Source organism: Cyclobacterium amurskyense (assembly GCF_001050135.1).
Classification (GTDB): Bacteria; Bacteroidota; Bacteroidia; order Cytophagales; family Cyclobacteriaceae; genus Cyclobacterium; species Cyclobacterium amurskyense.
The window spans coordinates 3,504,487-3,529,097 of the sequence record NZ_CP012040.1; the positions used below are offsets into that span (position 1 = coordinate 3,504,487).

Consider the following 24,611-nt stretch of genomic DNA (forward strand, 5'->3'; position numbering starts at 1 on the left):
TTTTGGACAAGTTCAGTAATTAGAAAAGTGTTTTGTTATCCCTTTCTTGCTTAATTAATTTATTAGTAACACTTTTTTAGTGTTTAATTTTCAGGCTATTTAAAAAAAAGCCTTTTACTAGATGGAGATATAAACCTTGACCTTTTTATTCAATTTTATTTGTAGATCAATCTTTGCCCCCTCAAGGTCAAGTGATTTTCTGCGGTTTATTTTGTGTAGAAATGAGCCGTAAATTGTAAGCGAAATTTATGGATTAAACAGGGCAGAAAGGCTTGGTATTTGGATCAATGGAATAGCCACTTAAAAAGGGTTTCAACTTTCTGTTTAACCCGGATAATGTAATAAATTGTCTATTGCATATTTCGGGTTTAAGTCAAGAATTAGGTAAATCTCCTGAAAAATCAGGGTACGCTACCGGATAAATGAACCCTTAATAAACCTTTGCTTAGGTATAAACTACATAGTGACGATTAAAATGTCTTTTATTTAACTTTAATATCAATTTTATGAAAATAATTCAATCAGCTAATCCAAAAGGCCTTGGTAAATCAGCAGGAGAGGCAGCAGCACCTCTTATCCGTGAGGCTATCGAACGTAAGGGAAAAGCCAATTTGATTTTAGCAACGGGTACAAGTCAGTTTGAAACCATTACTCAGCTTTTAAAAGAAGATATTGATTGGAGCAAAGTGACCGTTTTTCATTTGGATGAATACATAGGGATATCAATAACTCATCCTGCCAGTTTCCGCAAATACCTTAAAGAGAGATTTGTAGATAAGGTGGAGAATTTGGGAGCTATTCATTATATCAATGGAGAAAATGATCCGGAAAAAGAATGTGAAAGGCTAAAGGCTTTGATTTCAGACCAGGACATCGATGTGGCTTTTGTAGGTATTGGGGAAAATGGCCACCTTGCCTTCAATGATCCACCAGCTGATTTTGATACCAAGGAACCTTATTTAGTTGTGGACTTGGATGAGCCTTGCAGAAAGCAACAAATGAATGAGGGCTGGTTTGAAACCATGGAGGATGTACCGGCCAAGGCCATAAGTATGTCTATCCAACAAATCATGAAGTCAGAACATATCATTTGTTCTGTTCCTGATGAGCGTAAAGCACAAGCTGTTAAAGATTGCCTTGAAGGTGAAGTAAGCAATATGAACCCTTCTAGCATCCTGCAAGAACATTCTTCATGCAGCATCTATCTAGATGATGCATCTGCGAAGTTATTAACCAATGCTTTAGAGAAATAAACCACTAAGCCAAAAGCCCCTATTCCAAGACTAATAATTGGTCTTCGGATGGGGCTTTTTATTTTTTCTTCAGAATAGAGGGTTCCATTGTCTATCTGAAGTTCTATAGCCAAACCCGGCCTGAGTTTGCCTAATTGGATTTTATTTTAGTCTACTAAAGTAGTCCGCATACTGGATTCTCGTATAATTAATTCCCCAGGAAGAATGACCTCTTTGGAGGGTAGGTTTACTTTTTGAATATGTTTGAGTAGCAGTTCACAGGCAATCCTACCAATTTCAAAAGCGGATTCAGAAACTGTAGTAAGCGTAGGGGTAATAAGTGTGCAAATAGGGTCATTTGTAAAACCAACCACACCAAAATCTTGTCCTATTCGTATATTTTCTTTTTTCAACTGTACCATGGCACCAATGGCTTTTCTGTCATTTACAGCAAATATGGCATCGGGTTTTTTGCAATGACTCATTAATGACTGTAGGTCGGTGGATCCGCATTCTTGTGAAAACCCAGTGTGGACGATCCATTCACTTCTTATTGGGATTCCATAGTGTTCCAATGCATTTAGGTATCCATTAAGTCTGTTTTGAGTAAAAATTTGATCTTGTGGACCCGTTATGTGAGCAATTTCACTAAAACCTTGGGAAATAAGGTGACTAGTGGCCTCAAAAGCCCCGTTATAATCGTCTTGTCTTACTTTGGAGGCCTCGAGAGGGTTGGTTCTGTCAAAAAACACAACGGGAATTCCCTTGCCAATGACTTCATGAACGTGGTCGTAGTTACTTGCACAAGTAGAAATAAGTATTCCATCAAGTCCTGATAGGGTAAGGTTGCTCATTATAAGCTTTTCCCTTTCTTCAGAATCATTGGTCAGGTAAAGAATAATGTTGTAATTAAAATCGTAAGCGATTTTTTGAATACCCGTAATAACTGTCGAAAAATAGTAATTGGTTATAAAAGGTAAAATTATCCCAATATTATTGGTCTTGCCTTGAGATAGTCCACGTGCATTGAAGTTCGGTTTGTAATTTAATTCTTTTGCTTTTTCAAGTACCAGTTGTTTTGTTTCGAGGCTCACATCAAAAGTGTCGCGCAAAGCCCTGGAAACTGTAGAAACTGAAATATTCAATTCCCTCGCAATGTCTTTTATGGTTATAGTCTGATGTAGCATTTAGATTTTTGTAATACTGTCCCATAATATGCTGTTTTTTTAATAAATATGAAATATCAAATGTATGGAGTGGTAGAAGTTTTTTACGATATGCTTTAGCTAAGCATGAGTTTGGCTAAGGAATAAAAACTAATAAATTTGATTTAATTTGCTGAAAAATGTAGTCCTTATACAAGCTCTTAAATTTTGTTTTGAAGTTTTTTTAAGGACATCTGTTTTTTGCAGGAGTGTTTGAGAGAGTAGATAAAATCGAAAGTTTTAGTGGATTATCTTTCTGATTTACCACCCAGCACTTGATTCCGCTATATTATACCTAGAATTCGAAAAAATCAGTCGCAAAACTTTTATTTAACAGAATAAGGCAGTAAATTTTAATATGCTTGTGGGGTGACTTCGGATCAAGATTAATATTGATTGATTCAACCAATATTAATTTAATAAAGATTGATCTAAGTAGCCTGATGGACATTGTGTTGATATAGAGAAAAAAGTAGAAATAGAGTTTTCAAAATGCAATTTCACGTAGTTAAAAAAAAACCTGAAATTACCAGGGTTTTTGCTACAAAATTGATTTGCGATTGCTTATTCCTGATTCAATAGTCAATACTCAATTTCAATTCTATTAAACCCGAATAATACGTTTACTATTGCCATGATTGGTGGAGATAAAAAATTGATCACTGGGATTATAAATTATGGCAGTTGACTGCTACGATGAAGTTCCGAAAAACAACGATTAACTGATTATGAAGTGATTGTAGAATCTAATATGATTATTATTGGGTATTTCGGATTTAAAGGATTTAGTAACAAATGGATTGGCGACTACCTAACCAAGTCAAGCTGTAATTGCCATTCTATTACTGTAATTTGATTGAGTTATAATTATTATGGGGCTATCCAGCAGGGAAAATAGAGACCTTCAATTAACACTTACTCCTGAAGGAGAGACTTCGGAAGGAGGGAATACGACTTCCAAGAATCTCAAACATAGTAATGATGATACCATGCTTTGGCGGCAGTTTAAAGCCGGGAATGAAGTGGCGTTTTCAGCCCTTTATAAACGCTATATTGTATTGTTATATAACTATGGCGAAATAATTACCTCTGATCGGGAATTGATTGAAGATAGTATCCATGACCTTTTTGTAGAACTCTGGAAAAACAGAAAAACTATAGCACAAGCAGACTCTGTTCGTTATTATTTGTACAAGGGCCTGAAAAGGAAAATTTTTAAAAACCTGGAGAAAAAAAGAAAACTACCTCTTAAAGAAGCATTCAATGATCACGATTTTGAAATAGTCTTGTCCCATGAATTTGGAATAATTGCGGGAGAAATTTCTACCATAAAAAAAGCACAAATTCTTAAAGCACTCAACGAGCTTTCACGAAGGCAAAAGGAAATTATAGTATTAAGGTTTTATGATGGGATGGAGTTTAGTGAAATTGCTAAATTGCTAGATATCAGCCAAAAATCCACTTACACCCTACTCTACAGAGCTCTCGCCGCAATGAAAGGAAGTATGGGGAATATCCTATTGCTTTCGTTTCTATTAAAGATGTATTCAATAGGGGAATAACTTTATTTGATAGTTCTTCTAGTCGTAAAATATTTTTTTTAAAAATTTTCTAAATTTTTTGAGGTAATTTCCTTTTTACCTAGCCCTTAGTATATATACACCGGAAATGTGAAGGAATTTCCCATCCTTTATTCCATAAATGACTGTAAATGAAATCGGATATTCATTCTATTTATAATTTATTATCAGACCCTTCTTTCCTTGATTGGATAAAAAATCCCAATGGAGAAAACAATAGGTACTGGGAAGAATGGCAAGGGACAAACCCAGAAAGAAAAGCACAAGTTAAGCAAGCAAAGGCAATAGCCTCTTCCATAGATTTTAAAAAAACCAGTATTGAGAATATTCGACAGGATTTGATTTTTCAACGGATTCAGAATTCAATCAACAAAGAAAACGAAGACGCAATTCCGAAAGGATCAACGAAGAATAATAAGTTTAAAGAACAAGCATCCATAAGAATTTGGATGAGGTGGGCAGCCATATTTGTTGGTTTATTAGTGGTTAGTAGCATTTATTATTTTGCTTTTAACGAGGATATTGTTTCACACACTACTGCCTTTGGAGAAACCAAAAACATTACACTTCCAGATGGATCTGAAATAAAGCTAAATGGAAATTCCACTCTGACCCATTCCAGGATTTGGGAAAAGGATGAGATTCGGGAGGTATGGCTTGAGGGAGAAGGCTATTTTACAGTAAATCACCTTGGTGATCAGCAGAAATTTATTGTTCATGCAACATCTGATTTCAATGTAGAAGTGGTAGGTACTGAATTCAATGTCCTGAATCGAAGTGGTAAAACGAAAGTTGTTTTGTCATCTGGAAAGGTTATGCTCAACCTGCAAAATTCGGCTAAAGCTGAGCGATTGCAGATGCTGCCTGGCGAAATGGCCGAGTATACGCACAATGACCAGATTTTGACAAAGAAGGAAGTGGACCCGATGGTCTATACATCTTGGAGAAACAATCGATTGCTCTTTGATGACACCTCATTGCTTGAAATCAAATCCATTTTGGAATCTACATATGGACTGACTGTAATAGTTGAGGATGAAAGCCTACTGGAAAAACGCTTGTATGGGTCTGCACCCAGCAATGACATAACCTTATTGCTTAAAGGTCTTGAAAGAAGTCTCGGAAATCAAATTTCGATTGAAGGAAAATTGGTCACTATAAAATAAAGCCTAAGAGGGAATAGAGAAAAAAGGATTGCGCAATAGAATTGGATTTATTAAACCACTATATAGATTACCTAATGCCCTTCTATCGGTTTTAATCTCTACTGATTAAATACCTAAAGGAAAGGAAATAAGATTTAACCAAAAATGTTCATTATCAATGCGTTAACTTAATTGTTGTATTGAAAGTGATCTGCATCTATAACTAACAACCTAACAATTGCGAATATGAAAAAACTTAACAAAATTAAATTTTCATTACTCATCTTCATGATTGGGATAATGAATGTACAAGCCCAGGAACTCGCACTGAGGGATGATCCGCAGACGGGATACGTCAAGAAAAAGGTCGAAATTAATAATTTGAAGACTTTGATTAAGGTACTGGAACCAATGTATGAGGTTTCTATTGTTTGTAACAGTGATTTGATTCATACAAAAATCTCTTATAATGTATCAGACAAATCAAAGTCTGTAGAAGAGCATCTTTCCAAAATGACCTCTAAGAGCAATTTGAGCTATCATAAATTGGATGATGGATTTTATGTGATCACAGATAAGGAGGAGAAAGGAGCCATTAACAATGATGCAGCCCCAATTAATCTCCCTGCCGCTAAATCCAATAATTCTGGAAAGAAAGAAACCAACAGGACAGAAAAAGTGGAGGAAGTGAGCATTTCCGGAACTGTTTCCTCAGAAAATGGAGAAACATTACCTGGGGTAAATGTGCTTCTTAAAGGAACCAATATTGGTTCTGTTACTGATATGGATGGAAAATACTCCATCACAGCGCCAAATGGCAATGGAACCTTGATTTTCTCCTTTATAGGCTTTACTTCCCAAGAAATTCCGATCGGTGGAAGAAGTATTATTAATGTGACCATGGTAGATGAATCCCAGGCCTTAGGAGAGGTAGTGGTTACTGCCTTTGGACTGGAAAGAAAAAAGGAATCTTTGGTTTATTCAGTGACTGAAGTGAAAGGTGAGGAATTTACCAAATCCAGAGAAACCAATTTAGCGAATTCATTGACAGGTAAAATCGCTGGTGTAAATGCAACGAGTATGGCAAGTGGGCCAGGCAGTTCCAGTCGTGTAGTAATTAGGGGGAATGGCTCATTAAATGGCAATAACCAACCACTATATGTAATCAATGGTATGCCTATCTCTAATAGACCTTCTACTGTAAAGGATCAGGCCAATGGAGCTACAACGGATTTGGGAGATGGAATATCCAGTATAAACCCTGATGACATCGAATCCATAAGTGTGCTAAAAGGCGGTGCTGCTGCTGCATTGTATGGAAGTCAGGCGGCGAATGGAGTTATCCTTATCACAACCAAAAAAGGTACAAGACAACAAAAGGGAATAGGCATAGAGCTTAATTCAAATTTCACCCTTGGAACCATTAATATTTTCCCAGAATACCAATATGAATATGGACAAGGCAGCTTAGGCGTACGTCCACAAAGTCAAGGAGAAGCAATCAGTACAGGGCGTTTGTCTTATGGAGAGCCGATGGATGGTCAACCTTACGTACAATTTGACGGAGTTGAGCGGCCTTATTCACCTGTGAATGTTAAAGACAATATCAAAGCATTCTACAGAAACAGTACAAATATTGTCAATACGGTATCCTTTTCAGGTGGTAATGAATCTGTTCTCTACAGGGTTTCAGCTTCAGATCTTCAGTCAGGTGCCATTGTACATGGGTCTACCTATGATCGACAAACTGCCAATGTTAACTTGAAAGCATTTTTGAGTGATAAATTGAGTTTTGATACCCAGGTGCAATACAACTATGAAGTAGGCACCAATCGTCCAGGTGTTGGGTATGTAGGGACAAACTCAGCATGGGGAGTGTATTTGCTTGCCAATACAGTAGACGTTACGGATCTTGCTCCAGGATACAATCCCGAAACAGGACAGGAAGTAGAATGGCAACACGTAAATCAAGCTACTAACCCATACTTTGCCAGAGACAGAATGGGTAATCAGGATGTGAAAGACAGGGTTATTGCTCAGGGAAGTTTGACGTATGATCTATTGCCTAATTTATTTATTAAAGCGGATTTTATGCGTGATTTTAGTAGCTGGAGAGAAGAGGATTTCTATCCGGTTGGTACAGCATTCAGACCATTGGGAACTTACCGTTCTCAAGAAGAACTTCGTACCCGTTCCAATGGACGTGTGATTGCCAATTACAATACCACTTTCGGAAACGGTATTAATCTAACAGCTATGGTTGGAGGTAATTTGGAAAGAGATATACTGGATGTGTCTAACCTTATAGGATCCGAATACATTATTCCAGACTGGATTAGCCCTGTTAACTTAAATATTTTGGCACCTTCCAAAGGTTTTTATAGAACAGGTACCAATTCAGTATTCAGTTCTCTGGATTTTAACTTTAAAGAAACTTATTACTTGAGTATCACAGGAAGACAAGATCAATTTTCTACACTTAATCCTGGTAATAATAAAATCTTTTATCCATCAGTTGGTGGTAGTGTGATCTTATCCAATGCTTTTGATCTTCCTGATGCGATTAGCTTCGCCAAGTTGAGAGGTTCTTGGGCTCAGGTAGGTTCTGCTACTGTGGATGCTTATGCCATTAACCAATTGTATGGCTTCCGTTTGGGAGGACATTTAGGCGTGCCGGTACAAACTTCAAGTTCAGCGATTTCAAACCCTGAATTGAGACCTTTGACTTCTACTACATCGGAAATAGGCTTTGATGCTCAATTTTTCGACAATAGGTTTGGTATTGACTTCACGCTTTATAGTAAAATCAACCAGGATGACATCGTTTCTACTTCCATTGCCCCTTCTTCGGGAGCTACATCCACCTTATTGAATGTAGGTGAAATCAGCAATAAAGGGATAGAGTTACTATTGACTGGTAACCCAATTAGAACTTCCGTTTTCTCTTGGAATGTAAGCTATAATCTTGCTTACAATAAAAACAGAGTACTTACTCTAGCACCGGGTCAGGCAACAGGTAACAGCAGTTTGCTAGGTAAAGATTCTAGTACAAGGTTTGGTAGAAGTTATGAGTATAATGAAGATGGTATCAGAGTTTACAATAGCCTAAGTGGATACGCAATGTTGGGTCCAACTATGCCACTTGGAATAGGTGTTCCTCCTTATACTATGGGATTTGAAAACACCTTTACTTACAAGAACTTTTCCCTGAACGCACTAATTGATGCGAAATTCGGAAATCAGTTCTTTTCACAGGCCAAGCAATACATGTGGAGATTCGGTTTTCTTAAGGAAACCCTTCCAGGAAGAGACAATGGCCTGACCGTTGAAGGCGTGGATGAAAATGGAGATGCATTTTCTAAAACCTGGCCTTCTAGCTTTATGTCCACATATTATAACAATGATGGACAGTATGCTACTAATTTTATGATTGATGGAAGTTTTGTGAAATTAAGAAGTGTTGTGTTAAACTATAACATCCCAGTTGATAAACTGAATTTCGTTAACCTGACAACAGCACAAATATCTTTGGTTGCAAGGAACCTTGCCATACTATATAGAAACTCTGATCATTTCGATCCTGAGCAAGCATCAGATCCTAATAGCAACTCTCAGAATTTCTCTGGGGTAATGCTTCCCAGGACTAGAGAGATAGGTTTTAATTTAAGGATAGGTTTTTAATGAAAAGCATCCTGCATTTCACCAATTTATTTCTTAACCAATATGATATTATGAAAAAGTATTCAAATATATATATAATAGGTCTTGCCATGGCATTGGTGGGCTTGACCTCCTGTAATGATTTTACAGATAGTCTGAGCGACTTGAATAAGAATCCCAATGCTTATGAAGAGGTTATACCGGAATTTCTGTTTACCAATTCCTTGCTCGATGGGGTGTCCTTTAACTTCACCAATGGAGCAGATGGGCAACATTTTATCTTTGCCCAAGCAATGCAGCATTTTGCCACCCACTCTGAAGTAAGAGGTACGGGTGATAAATATTTCAATGAAAGTGCCGCAAGAAGTCATTGGGCTGTTTACAATACCGCTCTTGCTGACAATGAGCGAGTGATCAATGGCGTGAAGGATGATCCCAATTCGATCAATATGCTTTCTGCAGCGAGGATATGGAAAGTCTATATGTTTCATCTGGTAACGGATTTACATGGAGATGTACCTTATTTTGAAGCATTGAAAAGTGCTGAAGGATTATTACAGCCTAAGTATGATACACAGGAAGCCATCTATGAAGACATGCTAAAAGAATTGGAGCAGGCAGGAAGTTCATTTAATCCTTCTCTCCCTACTTTTGGTCCTTCTGATTTATTTTATGGCGGAGACATAGACAAATGGAAAAAGTTTGCCAATTCTCTTATGCTTCGATTAAGTATGCGTTTGACGGAGGTTCGTCCGGATTTGGCAGAAACCTGGGCCAAAAAAGCAATTGCTGGTGGAGTGATTATGACTGACGAAGAAATTGCTAAAGTCACTTACCTTGATGGTCAAATAGAACACAGTAGGAATCCTAAAGCTGCCAATCTCCTTGTGCAGGATTACCAGAATCCACAGGCAGGGGTTAGTAATACCCAAGGTGGAAAATATGCCGAGACTTTAATCGAACATTTAAAAGCAACAGGAGACCCTAGGTTGAACGTTATTTCCGTAGTTTGGGTAGACAATCCTGATGGAGACGGATATGTGTACGACACAGCTACAAGTATTCAGAGGGGAATGAAAAATGGAGCCTTATTCGGTGAGCCTGACGATTTTCACACCTATTCTGAACCACATCCAAATACAGTATTGAGTTATGCCAGCCCAGTGTTGACAATGACCAATGCCGAGACCAACTTATTGCTTGCGGAAGCCAGTATCAGAGGTTGGTACACAGGTAGTGCAAAAGCAGCCTATGAAGATGCAGTAAGAGCAGGAATGAGACATTGGGCGCTATTTGGCGATGAGGGTATCATTTCAACTGAGAAAATTGAAGCTTATATTGCTAAGAATCCATTTATGGAAAGCGGTTCGTTTGAGGAAAAACTTGAGCAAATAAGTACCCAAAAATGGGTGTCATTGCTTCTTGACAATTATGAGATATTTTCTAACTGGAGAAGAACTGGTTATCCGGAGCTAATTCCAACCAATTATCCCGGTAATATTACTGGTGGTACCATACCTAGAAGGCTTATTATTCCAGATTCCGAATTGAATCTTAATGAGGATAATTTTATGGAAGCTTACAATAGACAAGGTGTTGGTAATTTATTGACAAGTACTGTTTGGTGGGATCCCAAATTCCCAAGATAGATTAACTTATTTCTAACAATAAATATAACCTGAGTTCGATGTACTATTGGTCGAACTCAGGCTTGTATTTTGGTAACAATAAAAATAGTCGACCAAATTAAATATGAGGAGAAAAAGACAAACTATAAGTCAACATCCATTTTTTGTAAAGCAACTTTGCGGGAAATCCCAATGGTTATTGGCCTTTCTGTTGGTAATCTCAATAGGAATGGTGAAGGCGGATTATATCCCAGATCCAGACCCAATACTGAACGAGATCAGGATTGAAAGACATCAGCCGGTAAAAATGAGAGATGGGGTGATTCTTTATGCCGATATCTATCGACCGGTAAAAGACGGGAAATATCCTGTCATATTGACCCGTACTCCATACGGCGTACAAAGAGATGGGGTACATCATGAGCGAATGATAAAATTTGCGCAAAGAGGGTATGTGGCTATCGTTCAGGATGTAAGAGGAAGATATGAAAGTGAAGGCTTGTGGGATCCATTTAGAGATGAGGCCAACGATGGTTTTGATACCATAGAGTGGGCTGCAAAATTGGAATGTTCAAACGGTAAAGTAGCCACACAGGGTGGTAGCTATTTGGGGCATAACCAATGGGCTGGAGCCAGTCAGGATCCGTCTGGTTTGGTAGCGATTTTTCCATCCGTAGCCTCTACCAATGTATATGCCAATTGGATTACCATGGGTGGGGCTTTTAGATTGAGCTTTAACTATGGTTGGGGAGTGGTGAGAATGCCAAATAAGATCATGTTGCCACAACATTGGCACACGGCCAAGTATACTCCCGAAGAACTAAAGTATGAAAACATACTGTATCATCTACCGCTCAAGGATGGTGACTTGGTAAGTGCGGGGAAAGCTGTTCCTTTTTATAGGGATTGGATCGCCCATGAATCTTACGATGAGTATTGGAAGTCTGTAAGTGATGAAGAGCGATTTAGTAAGATCACCGTTCCTGCCTACAATACGGGAGGTTGGTTTGATATCTTCGTGATGGGTACAATCAACGGGTATGTAGGGATGAAAAACCATGGAGGAACTCCGGAAGCAAGAAAGGGCACTAAATTGCTTATAGGGCCTTGGGGACATGGCCCTTCTTCCTCATTTGGTGACATGAAATTTACCGATGATGCTTATATAGATCTATTTGAGGAAGAGTTGAAGTATTATGACTTCCACCTGAAAGGAATTCAAAATGGATTGGACAAAGAAAAGCCTGTTCAAATCTATTATATGGGGGAAAACAAATGGCGTCATGAAGACGACTGGCCTATTCCCGAAACACAATACAAGGAATTGTACCTTGGAGGAGATGCACCAGCCAATTCTGGTAGAGGTGGAGGAAAGTTGAGTTTTGAAAAACCAAGTAAAGCAGTTACTGATACCTATACTTATGATCCGCAAGTTCCGGTACCTACTTATGGCGGGAACAACTGCTGTGGCACACCTACACAATCAGGACCAAAGGACCAACGAATCCTCGAGAGGCGAAACGATATATTGGTTTACACTTCTGAGTTTTTAACAGAACCTATAAGTATAGCTGGGCCGGTTTCCATGAAGCTATTTGCAGCTACGGACGGTCTTGATACAGATTGGATGATAAAATTGGTAGATGTTTATCCTGATGGGACTGCTTACCCAATATCCGAAGGAATTTTGAGAGCAAAGTTCAGAAATGGAACAGACAAAATAGAGCTATTGAAGCCCAATAAGGTATACGAATACGAAATAACCCTTACCGGAACTGCCAATGTATTCCTTCCCGGTCATAGAATAAGGGTGGACATTACTTCAAGTAATTTTCCTCAATTTGACCGAAATCCAAATACTGGGGCACCATTGGGAAGCAGTACAGAGACCCGGGTTGCGCAACAAACAATTCACCATGGAGGGCCTAAGCCCAGTCATATACTGTTGCCAATTGTTCCTGGTTTCTAAAGATTGTATATAGAAAAACCACTCACTAATAACCACTAATTCTCTAATCCATTCTCTGAAGTCAATTCGGGGAATGGATTATTTTACTAAGATAGAATGGTATGATCAATGGCTTGCAAATGCCTTGGTTTATGTGAGATTTGCACCATTCATCAAAAATGCCCAATCAAATTTAGGGATAAGTGCCCAAAATCAAATTAGATTTGCATATTTGAAGGTGTTTTATTACCCACATGTTTTAAATTTACTCCTGTTATGACTATTAAAATTCATCAAATACTATTACTGACAATTTTTCTTTTGGTTGGTCAGTTAGAATCCACTTTTGCACAAAATTCAGGTAACGATCCCGAAGCAAAATTAAAGGAAATGGGAATAACCCTAAAAGTTCCTGGCGAGCCTACAGCTAATTTTGTATTGGCCGTTCAGGTTGGTAACCTGGTATTCCTTTCAGGCCATGGCCCTATGCAAGAAAATGGTGAATACATGAAAGGTAAAGTTGGTTCAGAGCTTACTGTTGAACAAGGAGCAGAAGCTGCAAGATTGACAGGGATTTCACTATTGAGCTCACTTAAACATACCATAGGATCACTTAATAGAGTAAAAAGAATCGTAAAAGTGCTTGGAATGGTCAATTGTGTACCTACTTTTGAGCAGCAGCCAATAGTTATGCATGGATTCTCTGATTTTATGGTTGAAGTATTCGGTGAGAGTGGTAAACATGCGCGTTCTGCTGTAGGTATGGGGTCTTTACCTTTTGGCATCCCTGTAGAAATTGAAATGATAGTAGAGCTGAAAGAAGAATAAAACAAAAATATTAAATAAATCACCTAACATTTATAATACCATCTGCTTTGAAAATACATGGGATTTATAAAATAATAATAGCATGCGCCATTTTGCTTTTTATTGCAGTGTTGGTGTTGCTGTTTACTCAGAATACAAGCTACTTAGGTCCGATTCTGATGGCGTTTTTTTTAATGACAGCTATTGGGGTTAGGGCATTTCAAGCAACCAAAGGACTTTCCTTTACTTTAATAATACTGACGGTAGTTGCTACAGCATTAAATTTCCCGAATAATTTTCTAGAATTCAGAGGGTATGAATTGGCAGGTTTAATAACGCCATTGATTCAAGTGATCATGTTTGGGATGGGAACCTCCATGGGGATAAAGGATTTTATTGCCCTAGGGAAATCCCCGAAATCGGTAATTGTAGGTGTGGCAGCACAGTTTTTATTAATGCCTTTGATCGCTTTCTCCTTAGCTTCAGCAAGTGGTTTTTCCCCTGAAATTTCTGCCGGCCTTATTTTATTGGGATGTGCACCTGTATCCGTGGCTTCCCCAGTTTTTGCTTATTTGGCCAAGGCAAATGTAGCCCTTTGCATCACCATAGTATCTGTAACCACCCTTTTGGCTCCCTTGTTTATCCCTGTATTAATGAAATTTTATGCAGGCGGATTTATTCCTATTGATGTTTTGGGTATGATGTGGAGTATCGTTAAAATGGTGCTTTTCCCAATTGGTGCAGGCTTGATTTTCAATAAGTTTCTGCATGGTAAGGCCAAATGGTTGGATGCTTCCATGCCAATCGTATCTATGGTGGGCATCGCTTTCATTGTGGCCATAATTATGGCAGCAGGAAGAGAAAGCCTTTTGAATATGGGCTTGATGTTGGTGCTGATGGTCCTGTTACTTAACCTCCTAGGTTACTTATCGGCCTATTGGATGGCTCGGCTTTTCAAATTGGAAGAACAGCATTGCAGAACAATTTCAATAACAACTGGTATGCAAAATGCGGGACTTGTATCTGGTATAGCCAAAGAGATGGGAAAAATAGCCACAGTAGGGCTAGCTTCTGCTGTTTGTGGGCCTTTGATGGGTTTCACTTCATCTGTTTTAGCCTCTTATTGGAATGGTAAAAATCCGCCGGAATCCCTCGATGCCAATCTTTCGGAAGTTGTTAAAGAGGATGAAAAAGGCAATATAGGGCTTTCAGGGGAGTCTTGATTGGCCTAATATATAAAACAAAACTTTGGTCTTAAGCTTTTATTAAATAGATACTTAATTGTCCAAAGAGATTAAAATTAAAATTAAGAAAGTATGAAAACCAACTACAAAAAACGACTTGCTTTTAAAAACGCATTGTTTGCTGTGATTTTGATAATGACCATTCTAAGCTTTAACTCTTTTGCGCAGGTAGCGAAAGAAAACCTTCGTCCCGCAGCAATGGGTAAAAAAGGAATGGTGGCTTCAGCGAATCCTTTGGCAAGTCTTGCAGGCCAGAAAGTTTTGGCTAATGGTGGAAATGCCATTGATGCCATAGTTGCAGCGGCAGTCTCATTGAATGCCGTAGAACCTTATATGTCCGGTACTGCTGGTGTAGGGTACATGCTCTTTTACTCGGCCAAAGAGGACAGGGTGAGATCACTTGTGTTTGGTGGTTGGGTTCCCAAATCTTTTAAAACCCAATCTTTAAAGGGTGAAGCAAAAGCTGCTGATGGTGCAGGTCATGGTGCCATTGAAACAGTGGGACCTAGAATTGTAGCCATTCCCGGAAATCTTGCCGGATGGAATAGAGCTTTGGAAGATTATGGAACCATGACCTTAAAAGAGGTATTTGAACCAACCATTGATTATTTAGAAAATGGTGTTCCAATTACCGAGTTTGATCAAGCCATGTGGAGAGGTACTGTCGAAAGAGTAAAACCTCACAAGGAATCAGTAGCCATACTTTTTAAGGATGGAGAAAATCCTTATGAAATTGGTGATATTTTTACCAATAAACCTTTGGCAAAAACCATGAGACGAATAGCTGATGAAGGTATTGAAGTTTTTTATCAGGGAGATATAGCGGAACAAATTGCCGCAGCATTTAAAAAAGACGGAGGTTTTATTACGGTAGAAGATTTGGCAATGGTGCCAGGTCGCGTACAATGGACAGATCCTATCTCAATTGATTATCGGGGATACAAAGTGTACAATAACCCTCCTCCGGGAATGGGAATTCAGCAGTTGCAAACCTTGAAAATCATGGAAGGCTTTGACTTGAAAGCCATGGGGCACAATAGCACCGAATACCTTGCCCATTTAATGGAAGCCATTTACTTGAGTAGAATAGATACTGACAAGTATGTAGGTGATCCTGATTATGTTGATGTACCTGTTGACAGGTTGCTTTCTGATAGTTATCTTGATGAACAACGCAAGAAAGTGGTTGAAAGGGTGAAGAACCGTAAAATAGCAGAAAAAAGTGATTTCACTGAATCTGAACTTGAGTTGTTGGGGAATTTGAAAGACAAGATGGATCCAAAGTACCAGTACGCTACCACTAGTCTTTCTGCAATGGATCAATGGGGCAATGCGGTGGTAATCATCCAAACTCACGGTGGAGGCTTTGGCTCTGGCTATGTAGCAGGAAAAACCGGATTGATTTTCAATAGTGCCATAGATTGGATGGAAAAAACACCAGGATTGGCCAATAGTGTAGAGCCATGGAAGGCCGTAGGTTGGTGTGTAGGAGGTATGATGCAATTCCATAAGGATGGCAAACCTGAATTGGTGGTAGGTTCTCCAGGTAGTTTTGGGATTTTGCAGTCTGTACCGCAGGTAGCCATGAATTATGTTGATTTTGGTATGAACATACAGGATGCCATTAGTGCGCCTAGGTTTCGATGGAAAGACGAATTGGGATCTGTTCCAGCTAAAGAAATTATAATTGAAACCAGAGTAGATAATGAGGTCCTCAAAAGTTTAAGACAAATGGGCTACCTTTTGGATACCAGTTTAGGAGATTGGTCCATGACGGTGGGCGGTGCGCAAGGCGTTTCCATAGACAGAAAAACCGGATGGATTATGGGAGGTGCTGACCCAAGAAGAAATGGTTATGCAGTAGGCTGGTAAAAAACTGGCTATAATTGGTTAATCTCCAGGAGACAACACTTTTGGGTATTGATGCCAAATGCATAAACGATAAGTAACCTTAAAAAATTAACCGCTATTGGCTATAAACATGAACAACGAAAAAGAAAACCCACGAAGGAATTTTATAAAGAAATCAGCTTTGGCGGCCACTGCTATCAATTTATCAGGCTTGTTCTGGGAATCTGAAGCAAAAGCCATGGCTAAAGTCATTGAGTTAAACAGTGATAAGCCTGCTTCTGAGCAAAAAACAGTTGCCTTGATTGCTAATATCTACAGAAACAGTGCCCATGCTGATGTAATTGCCACCAAGCTTTTTGTAGGGATACCTACGGATGATGGCATGGTAGCTCCTCAAGTAAAGATTGTATCGGTTTGGATTGACCAGATTGGAGACAATGATACAGGGGTACAGATTGCCGGTATGAATGGTGCAAAAATGTACGATACCATTGCAGGTGCATTGACCCTTGGGGGAGACAAGTTGGCTGTTGATGCCGTGATATATGTGGGAGAGCATGGTGATTATGACAAAAGTCGCTATGGTATAAAAATGTACCCGAGAATGAATTACCTGGAGCAGATTTTTAGGGTATTTGATGCCTCTAACAAATCAGTTCCTTTGTTCAATGACAAGCATTTGTCTTACAGTTGGTTGGATAGCAAATGGGTTTATGACAGGTCTAAGGAATTGAATGTGCCAATGATGGCAGGATCTTCTTTGCCTTTTTGCTGGAGGGATAAACCACTGGAACATCCGCTAGGAGTGAAAATCTCTGAAGCAGTCGGGATTGGTTATGCTTCTCTGGATGCTTATGGTTTCCATGTAGCAGAGATTCTACAATGCATGGTGGAAAGAAGAGAAGGAGGGGAAACTGGTGTTTCTAGTGTACTAGGGCTTAGCGGAGCCGATGTGTGGAAAGCCATGGATGATGGTCGCATCAATCTGGAATTGGTGGAAGCTGCTTGCAGTAAAATTCAAGGTAGAAAAGAAGGGAATATGCGGGATTTGGTAAAAGATCCAAATGCCATTCTTGTAGAATATACAGATGGCACCAAAGGAGCGATTGTAATGCTCACAGGATATGTTAATCAGGGTTGGGCTTATGCAGCCAACACTTCCCAAGGCCAGGTAGCTACTGAATTTGTGCTGGACCATAGCATGAGTTATTCTCATTTCAGTTACCTGACACTCAATATCCAGAAGTTTATTGTCACAGGCAAGCCAACAGCCCCAGTGGAGCGGACCTTGCTTACCAGTGGTATTTCAGACATGGGTATCCGGTCTCTTGTAGATGGAAAAAAAATAGAAACACCATTCTTGAATATTAAATATTCCGCAGCCGGTTTTGAGCCTATCAGACCAACAGCCCCACGTCCTGAAGGACAGAGCGTAGGCCCATGGCCTCCTAAAGGCTATGAGTTTATTATTCCTGAAAGGTTTAAAAAATAAAAATGGAGGGCCCGAAAGGCTTTTCCAAAAGAATGCAAGCGTCATCTACGAAGGGTTTTATTCCCTTGTAGATGACGCTTTTTAATTTTATTCGTTCAGTAATTGATTGCTAGAATTAATCTGAACACCTGCTGATCCGAATAAATCAAAATCCCCCATTAAAGGCGGAATTGCTAATTTGGGAATTTAATACTGATTCGGTAAGATTGAAATAAGCCAACCAAATGCAAAATCAGGTTCGAACTCGTTAATCCTGCAATTACGAACTCCCCCTTTCTCTTAAAGGGGGGCCAAGGGGGATTTTTGACGCAAACATTCTAAAACATCAACTTGAGATAGGAGGACTTTCCCGTAATAATCCCCCTTCTCCCCCTTTTTAAGGGGGATTTTGTAACGTTTGGATTTAAAAGATGCGGTCTACCTACTAATTGTCTCAGCCTTTCGGAAATCAATAAAATGGACTACTCAAAATGACATAATCAGGGTTAATTTGAGAAAACATTTTTAATTATTAAGCCAAAGCCCTAATTTTCCTGCTTATAACAATAAATCATATACTTAATGGAAAAATATACGTCTATAATAGCAGGCTTGCTTTTGTTTCTCGGCCTTACAGGCTGTGGTCAAAACTCTGATGAGCAAGAGACTTCTGATCGGCCAAACATAGTGTTTATCATGTCAGATGATCATGCCTATCAGGCCATTTCTGCTTATGACAATACGCTGATCGAAACGCCTAATATCGATAGAATTGCGAAAATGGGTATGCTTTTCACCAATGCTACGGTGACAAACTCCATTTGTGCACCTTCCAGAGCCACGATTTTAACAGGAAAGCACAGCCATATCAATGGAAAGGTAGACAACCATTTTCCTTTTGATACCACCAATGTGACTTTTCCGCAGATTTTTCAGGAGGCAGGTTACCAGACAGCCATGTTTGGCAAGTTGCATTTTGGAAATAGCCCAAAAGGTTTTGATCAGTTCAAAATCCTACCCGGGCAGGGAAAATATTACAATCCGAATTTTATCACTAGAAATGAAGGTAATATTCGAGTTGAAGGCTATGTTACAGATATCATTACTGACATGACTTTAAACTGGTTGGAGAATGAACGGAAAAAAGATGATCCTTTCCTACTTTTCTACCTGCACAAAGCGCCTCACAGAGAATGGCTTCCTGCAGGCAGACATGTAGAAGAGTTTACCAAAAGGTCTTTCCCGGAGCCTCCAACCTTGTTTGATGATTATTCAGGTAGAGGTCGTGCGGCCCATGAGGCTGAAATGAATTTACTAACGGACATGCACTGGGCAGGAGATTCCAAAATTCCGCCAGCAGTGATGGATGAATTGGGCATAGCACCCAATTCCAGCTGGGACAAGGCGGCCTTTGATGGAGAAGTAGGACGCATGAATCCGGAGCAGCGCGCTGTTTGGGATGCTTCTTACAATCCGATGATCGAAGATTTTAAAAAGGCCTATCCGAACATGACGGATACCGACAAGATGAAGTGGAGGTACCAGCGTTACATGCAGGATTATTTGGGTACCATCAAAGCTGTGGATGAAAATGTAGGCCGTGTATTGGATTATTTGGAAGCCAATGGCTTGATGGAAAACACCATTATCGTTTATACTTCTGATCAGGGTTTTTACCTTGGAGAGCATGGCTGGTTTGATAAACGCTTTGTATATGACGAATCTTTTAAAACACCATTGTTGGTAGCTTGGCCCGGAAAAGTAGCTCCAGGTTCTACAACCAATGAAATGGTTCAAAATCTGGATTTCGCCCAGACCTTTCTGGCTGCAGCAGGGATAGAAGCTCCCAAAGATATGCAGGGTGAAAGTCTCTTACCATTATTGACAGGAGAAGGTGAATGGATACGAGATGCAGTGTATTATCACTATTACGAATACCCTTCTGTTCATATGGTGAAGCGTCACTATGCCATTGTCACCAAAGAATACAAACTGGTACATTACTATTTTGATGCAGATGAATGGGAGTTGATCGATAGAATCAATGATCCAATGGAACTGAAAAATGTCTATGATGATCCTGCCTATGTAGAAATTCAAGCAGAACTGCATGAAAAATTGGAGGGCTTGAGAGAAAAATATGGTGACAACTCAGAGATCTCTCAAAAATACCTAGAGGAGTATTTGGATTTCCTTCAGAAAAACGATTCCTATGCAGGAGGAAAAAACACCGAATTATTGGATAAAATATTTGACGGTAGAGAGCTTTCAAATGAATAAATACTAGGAACCAACTGGTTTCCATTTACAATGCTTTTATCCCTCCGCCACCGCGGAGGGGTTTTTTATTTGAAGACGTTGTCCCATCCCGTTAAAATCCCCCTGCATCCCCTTTAAATAATGAGGACAAAGGAAGATTTTTTCAGAATCCTTGTAAAAATCAAGTTGAGATAGGGCCAAGAAAATGGAGCAAATTTGTAGCAGACATTCAGAGAGGTAATTAGCTCAGCTAATACTCCAACTTTATAGCAAACCATTCTTAGATATTTCTTTCGATAAAACCTTATTCTCCACAATATTTAGTAAATTTAATCCGCTAAATACAAGCAAACCAAACACTCAATTAACCAATTGTATGGGATTATTTAATTCATTATTAGGCAATGCCGGAGTAGTAGACAAAGAAACCCTACTGAAAGATTTCGGTAAAATTTTAATCGCCGAGGAACAAATTGAAACCGGCTTTAAACTGATTCGGGACACTTTTATATTTACCAGCAAAAGACTGATCCTGGTAGACAAACAAGGTATTACCGGAAGAAAATCAGAGTACCTTTCCTTGCCCTATAAGAGCATTTCAAGGTTTAGCATAGAGACAGCAGGCACCTTTGATTTGGATGCAGAGCTTAAGATCTGGATATCCAGCGACCACCAACCTGCCGTCAGTAAGAAATTCAATAAGTCCGTGGATGTATATGAAGTCCAAAAACTGTTGGCAAGCTTTGTATTGGGCTAATACAATGGCTATCATTATTCAATCCTTATCTTTATTTATAGCTCCCTTTTCTAATTACCGACCCATAAACCCATGAATAATCTTTTAAAACCCGTTCTGTTCCTGTGCCTACTGATTTTTTCCTTTTCTCTTTCGGCCCAGGACCGACCCAATATTGTATTGATTATGGCGGATGATCTTGGGGGAAGGGACTTGCCTGCATATGGTAACCAATTCAATGAAACGCCCAATATAGACAAATTGGCCAGCCAGGGAATGTTGTTTTATAATGCCTATGCAGCTCCCGTTTGTTCGCCTACCCGAGCCAGCATACAAGCAGGTCAGTACCCGGCTAGAGTAGGCATTTTCGACTTTATCCCCGGCCATTGGCGCCCCAATGAAGAAGTAACAGTTCCCCACCATCAGGTGCAACACCTACCCAATAAGATAGCAACCATCGGAAACGCCATGCAGACTGCAGGATACAAAACCGGTTATTTTGGGAAATGGCACCTGGGAAACAACCCCGAGCACCTGCCCAATAACAGGGGTTATGATGAGGCGTATATGTATGCGGGTGGGGGTTTTTACCACCCAAAGTTTGTTCCCGAATACCAACCCAGAGAAAATGAACGACTGAGCCAAACCCTTACCCGTATGGGAGTTGACTTTATTGAGGAAAACAAAGCCGAGCCATTTTTCCTGTTTGTCTCTCATTACGATGTGCATGTACAATTGGATGCAGACAGAGACCTTATCAATAAATACCTTAACAAACCCAAAGATCCCGACTATCCCAGCAATGCGGTGTATGCCGCTATGATTTCCCATATAGATGAAAGTGTTGGGGATATCATGGCCGCCATTGAGGAAAGGGGCTTGGCGGAGAATACAGTATTTATCTTCTATTCAGACAATGGGGGAGTGGACAACCGGTATGACAACATCCCTTTATTGGGGGGAGATAGCAAGGATGTCTACCCAGAAGGTCATCCCCTGCGTTATATCGCCACCTCCAACACCCCCTTTCGGGCAGGAAAAGGAACGCTATATGAAGGAGGGATTCGGGTGCCTTTGATTGTTCGCTGGCCTGAGAAGGTGAAAGCAGCCACTACTACTGAGGCCATTGTTTCCAGTGTTGACTTTTACCCTACCTTTTTAGATTTGGGTAAAGGAAAACGCCCACAAAACCAGGTTTTGGATGGGGTCTCATTGGTTTCGTCTTTAACAGAAAACTCCTTTGACCCGGAAAGGGAAGTGTTCACCCATTACCCGGTTTACCACCATGAGGTGCCCATGTCGGCATTGAGAAAAGGAGATTGGAAAATAATTGAAAACCTGGTCACCGGGGAATTTGACCTGTACAACCTGAAGTATGATACCAATGAAATGACAGACCTGAAATTCAGTTACCCTGATAAGTTGGCCGAAATGAAGCAAGCCTTAAAGAAATGGCAAGTAGCGACCAATGCCCAAAACCCAGTTCCCAATCCTGATTTTGATCCAGAGAAAAGATACGAATGGGGCACCAATCCTTTCAGGTAAGAGGGATTAGTTGCCTTCTTTTCACCAGCCCTGAAAGGGCGAAATACAACAGCCAAGGGTGAAAGCCCTTGGTAAAACAATAGAAACGATATGATTTTGGCGGTATTGTTGCCTTTTTTCCGCAACAATGCTGACAAAATCAAACCTAACATCGAGGTTCAAACATCAATAAAAACGCCACTATGCCCTTCAACCAACCACTCTGCCATTTACTGTCCTGCAAAGGATTAACAATACTCCTCGCCCTGCTAAGCCTCCTGGCCTGCGAAACCCCAAAAACCGAACCCTATCAGGACGTTTCCTTCTACAGTGATGCTTTCGCTACCGAGCGAAATTACAGGATCTATCTGCCGGGAGATTATGCTGAGCAACCGGACAAGCAATACCCGGTGGTGTATTATTTTCATGGCTATGGGGGCAGGTACAAATGGGATGCTTACGACCTGGAAGACGATGTACACTATCCGGAAAACGGCCGATTGGAACCTCCCTTTGTGATGGAATGGAAAAAATATGCCCAGGAAAATAACCTGATCATCGTCACCTGGGATGGCTATGAACCCAATCTATCCCCTGGTAAAAAGGAGCGGGAAGGCATACCCTATGGAAACGCCCTTCCTTATGATTATGTACGTGCCCATGAAACCGAGCGGGAACATTGGGGCTGGGATTTTAGCGCCCATTTCAGGGAACTGGTAAAGCATGTAGACCAAAATTTCCGAAGCATTCCTGACCGCAGCAAAAGAGCCATCACAGGCCTGAGCATGGGCGGCTTGACCTCCTATTATGTAGCCGGACAAAACAAAGACCTGGTGGCCTCCGTCAGTGCTTTCGATCCTGCCGCTAACCTCCCTTACTACGGCCCTAAAGGCCGACAGGTGGTTTTCCCCGTCCTTGAAATGCACCGCTCCCTAAAGGGTTTGGCCGTGCGATTGACCAAGACCGATGGGGACTGGCTTAAGTACAACAACTGGCACATGACCCAGCTTTTTGGAAGTGCGGACCTTAGCCATTTTGAAACCCATACCGCAGACTACCCCAATCACTGGACAGCAGATACCGAACAGCAACTTGATTTTCACCGCAATGAATTTGCCAAGACACCCGCGCTGCCTGCAAAATGGAACCATGTCAATCCGGGTTTTGACAATTTCGAAGTGTTCGGAAATACTTTTAAGATCAAGCGAGAAATTCCGGCCCTAACCTTGATAGAAAATGCGTCTGCAAACAAATTAAAGATTTTGTCCCGAACTTTTATTCCTGATGGACCCATCGTCCTGGAAGAAACCATTGCTGGCAGTACGGCAGGAAGCTATGCGCCCGAGGAAACCTACCTTCTGCGATCGTTCAATCTTTCTACGCATGCTTTTGAAGCAGACAACCTTGTATCCGCAGACAAAGAAGGAAAGCTGGACTTTGCATTGTCCGGTGGAGGCCATTGGCTGGGAATCAACAGGGAAGCTGAGCCAAAAGCCCAACTAGGCATGGTATTTCCCAACAACCAGGAGCATTTTTATTTTGAGGAGGGAAAAACAGAAAGCTTGAGTTTCTCCCTGGTTAATATAGGCAATGCCCCCGCACAAGAAATCGAGATCATCCCGGTTACCCAGCATCCCCATTTAAAAATAAGCCCCGAAAAAATCACCATCTCAGCCCTGGAAGCCAAAGCAGCGATCGATAGCGAGCAGGCCTTTCAATTTACCTTTGGGCGCTATTCCGATTCCAGCTTTGTGGCCGGAGTAGACTTTGTGATCAGGGCAGACCGTCAAGTGGCCGATACCCTTAGGATAATGGCTTTTGCCGCCCCCAAAGCCGTGTACAGCCCTAGGGGAGACCTGATCCTTCTGGATGGTAGAACCGTGCCCGAAGTACCGATCTACCAGCAGGGGATGGATAGCATTGTTTTTGAGACTTTGTCAGGGGGAGAAGGCAATGGCAATGGCATCTGGGAAGTGGGAGAAGAAGTACTCTTCTACCTGCGCCTGCCACAGGGCCTGGCCCCCAAAGACACCAATACCTTTCACCACACTTACCTGCTCAACCATCCGGCACAGCCTTATACAAGTGTAAACAGCATGCACTACCTGGAGCGACTCAATCAGGCCAGCTGCACAAGTGAAACCACCCCCATTACCCTTTCCCCGGACAGCCCCAAAAACCAGGAACTGGACCTCTGTCTAAGGGCAGAAAGCCTCTACAATGATAAAAATGACAGTACCTCCAATGCCACCATCTATGCCAATCAATTTCATTTTAGAAGGGTGAAGGTGGGGAGTTTTAAATTTTGGATTTGATTCTAA

Annotated in this window: 15 protein-coding genes; 14 read left to right on the forward strand and 1 reads right to left on the reverse strand. The window is 40.5% G+C overall.

All coding sequences use genetic code 11. The features are described 5' to 3' along the window. Positions 1-506: 506 nt before the first annotated feature. Positions 507-1,253, forward strand: a complete 747-nt coding sequence (locus CA2015_RS14535; protein WP_048642551.1) for a glucosamine-6-phosphate deaminase — start codon at positions 507-509, stop codon at positions 1,251-1,253. A gap of 146 nt (positions 1,254-1,399) precedes the next feature. Here the strand turns inward: CA2015_RS14535 and CA2015_RS14540 are convergent, their stop codons facing one another. Further along, positions 1,400-2,419: a LacI family DNA-binding transcriptional regulator gene (locus CA2015_RS14540; RefSeq protein WP_048642552.1), complete on the reverse strand. Its 1,020-nt coding sequence runs from the start codon at positions 2,417-2,419 to the stop codon at positions 1,400-1,402. 890 nt (positions 2,420-3,309) lie between these two features. Here CA2015_RS14540 and CA2015_RS14545 point away from each other — a divergent pair. The 13 genes from CA2015_RS14545 to CA2015_RS14610 all read left to right on the forward strand — a co-directional run bounded on the left by CA2015_RS14545 (position 3,310) and on the right by CA2015_RS14610 (position 24,605). After that, on the forward strand, positions 3,310-3,999 hold the full coding sequence (locus tag CA2015_RS14545; protein WP_048642553.1) for an RNA polymerase sigma factor: 690 nt from the start codon (positions 3,310-3,312) through the stop codon (positions 3,997-3,999). A 149-nt stretch (positions 4,000-4,148) separates the two neighbouring features. Beyond that, on the forward strand, positions 4,149-5,183 hold the full coding sequence (locus tag CA2015_RS14550) for a FecR family protein (protein ID WP_048642554.1): 1,035 nt from the start codon (positions 4,149-4,151) through the stop codon (positions 5,181-5,183). A gap of 225 nt (positions 5,184-5,408) precedes the next feature. Beyond that, positions 5,409-8,843: a SusC/RagA family TonB-linked outer membrane protein gene (locus CA2015_RS14555; RefSeq protein WP_048642555.1), complete on the forward strand. Its 3,435-nt coding sequence runs from the start codon at positions 5,409-5,411 to the stop codon at positions 8,841-8,843. Positions 8,844-8,893: 50 nt separating this feature from the next. Further along, complete coding sequence (locus tag CA2015_RS14560) at positions 8,894-10,471, forward strand: SusD/RagB family nutrient-binding outer membrane lipoprotein (RefSeq protein WP_048644540.1); 1,578 nt, start codon at positions 8,894-8,896, stop codon at positions 10,469-10,471. 103 nt (positions 10,472-10,574) lie between these two features. Beyond that, positions 10,575-12,419 (forward strand): CocE/NonD family hydrolase, encoded by a 1,845-nt coding sequence (locus CA2015_RS14565; protein WP_048642556.1) that lies wholly within the window; start codon positions 10,575-10,577, stop codon positions 12,417-12,419. Positions 12,420-12,674: 255 nt separating this feature from the next. After that, positions 12,675-13,226 (forward strand): RidA family protein, encoded by a 552-nt coding sequence (locus CA2015_RS14575; protein WP_048642558.1) that lies wholly within the window; start codon positions 12,675-12,677, stop codon positions 13,224-13,226. Positions 13,227-13,273: 47 nt separating this feature from the next. Beyond that, the gene (locus tag CA2015_RS14580; RefSeq protein WP_048642559.1) at positions 13,274-14,428 is read left to right on the forward strand and encodes a bile acid:sodium symporter family protein; all 1,155 of its coding nucleotides are present in this window, start codon (positions 13,274-13,276) and stop codon (positions 14,426-14,428) included. A gap of 93 nt (positions 14,429-14,521) precedes the next feature. After that, the gene (gene ggt / locus CA2015_RS14585; RefSeq protein WP_048642560.1) at positions 14,522-16,321 is read left to right on the forward strand and encodes a gamma-glutamyltransferase; all 1,800 of its coding nucleotides are present in this window, start codon (positions 14,522-14,524) and stop codon (positions 16,319-16,321) included. Positions 16,322-16,430: 109 nt separating this feature from the next. After that, the gene (locus CA2015_RS14590; RefSeq protein ID WP_048642561.1) at positions 16,431-17,792 is read left to right on the forward strand and encodes a hypothetical protein; all 1,362 of its coding nucleotides are present in this window, start codon (positions 16,431-16,433) and stop codon (positions 17,790-17,792) included. Between the two features lie 561 nt (positions 17,793-18,353). Further along, positions 18,354-20,051, forward strand: a complete 1,698-nt coding sequence (locus CA2015_RS14595) for a sulfatase family protein (RefSeq protein WP_048642562.1) — start codon at positions 18,354-18,356, stop codon at positions 20,049-20,051. Positions 20,052-20,406: 355 nt separating this feature from the next. Beyond that, positions 20,407-20,787, forward strand: a complete 381-nt coding sequence (locus tag CA2015_RS14600) for a PH domain-containing protein (protein ID WP_048642563.1) — start codon at positions 20,407-20,409, stop codon at positions 20,785-20,787. Positions 20,788-20,859: 72 nt separating this feature from the next. Continuing rightward, complete coding sequence (locus CA2015_RS14605) at positions 20,860-22,311, forward strand: sulfatase (protein WP_048642564.1); 1,452 nt, start codon at positions 20,860-20,862, stop codon at positions 22,309-22,311. 182 nt (positions 22,312-22,493) lie between these two features. Further along, positions 22,494-24,605 (forward strand): alpha/beta hydrolase-fold protein, encoded by a 2,112-nt coding sequence (locus tag CA2015_RS14610; RefSeq protein ID WP_048642565.1) that lies wholly within the window; start codon positions 22,494-22,496, stop codon positions 24,603-24,605. The last annotated feature ends 6 nt before the right edge of the window (positions 24,606-24,611 follow it).

Bases quoted from the DNA above. Each gene is read 5' to 3' on its own strand.
- CA2015_RS14535 (WP_048642551.1), top strand. From the start codon at position 507: ATGAAAATAATTCAATCAGCTAATCCAAAAGGCCTTGGTAAATCAGCA.
- CA2015_RS14540 (WP_048642552.1), bottom strand. From the start codon at position 2,419: ATGCTACATCAGACTATAACCATAAAAGACATTGCGAGGGAATTGAAT.
- CA2015_RS14545 (WP_048642553.1), top strand. From the start codon at position 3,310: ATGGGGCTATCCAGCAGGGAAAATAGAGACCTTCAATTAACACTTACT.
- CA2015_RS14550 (WP_048642554.1), top strand. From the start codon at position 4,149: ATGAAATCGGATATTCATTCTATTTATAATTTATTATCAGACCCTTCT.
- CA2015_RS14555 (WP_048642555.1), top strand. From the start codon at position 5,409: ATGAAAAAACTTAACAAAATTAAATTTTCATTACTCATCTTCATGATT.
- CA2015_RS14560 (WP_048644540.1), top strand. From the start codon at position 8,894: ATGAAAAAGTATTCAAATATATATATAATAGGTCTTGCCATGGCATTG.
- CA2015_RS14565 (WP_048642556.1), top strand. From the start codon at position 10,575: ATGAGGAGAAAAAGACAAACTATAAGTCAACATCCATTTTTTGTAAAG.
- CA2015_RS14575 (WP_048642558.1), top strand. From the start codon at position 12,675: ATGACTATTAAAATTCATCAAATACTATTACTGACAATTTTTCTTTTG.
- ggt (WP_048642560.1), top strand. From the start codon at position 14,522: ATGAAAACCAACTACAAAAAACGACTTGCTTTTAAAAACGCATTGTTT.
- CA2015_RS14590 (WP_048642561.1), top strand. From the start codon at position 16,431: ATGAACAACGAAAAAGAAAACCCACGAAGGAATTTTATAAAGAAATCA.
- CA2015_RS14595 (WP_048642562.1), top strand. From the start codon at position 18,354: ATGGAAAAATATACGTCTATAATAGCAGGCTTGCTTTTGTTTCTCGGC.
- CA2015_RS14600 (WP_048642563.1), top strand. From the start codon at position 20,407: ATGGGATTATTTAATTCATTATTAGGCAATGCCGGAGTAGTAGACAAA.
- CA2015_RS14605 (WP_048642564.1), top strand. From the start codon at position 20,860: ATGAATAATCTTTTAAAACCCGTTCTGTTCCTGTGCCTACTGATTTTT.
- CA2015_RS14610 (WP_048642565.1), top strand. From the start codon at position 22,494: ATGCCCTTCAACCAACCACTCTGCCATTTACTGTCCTGCAAAGGATTA.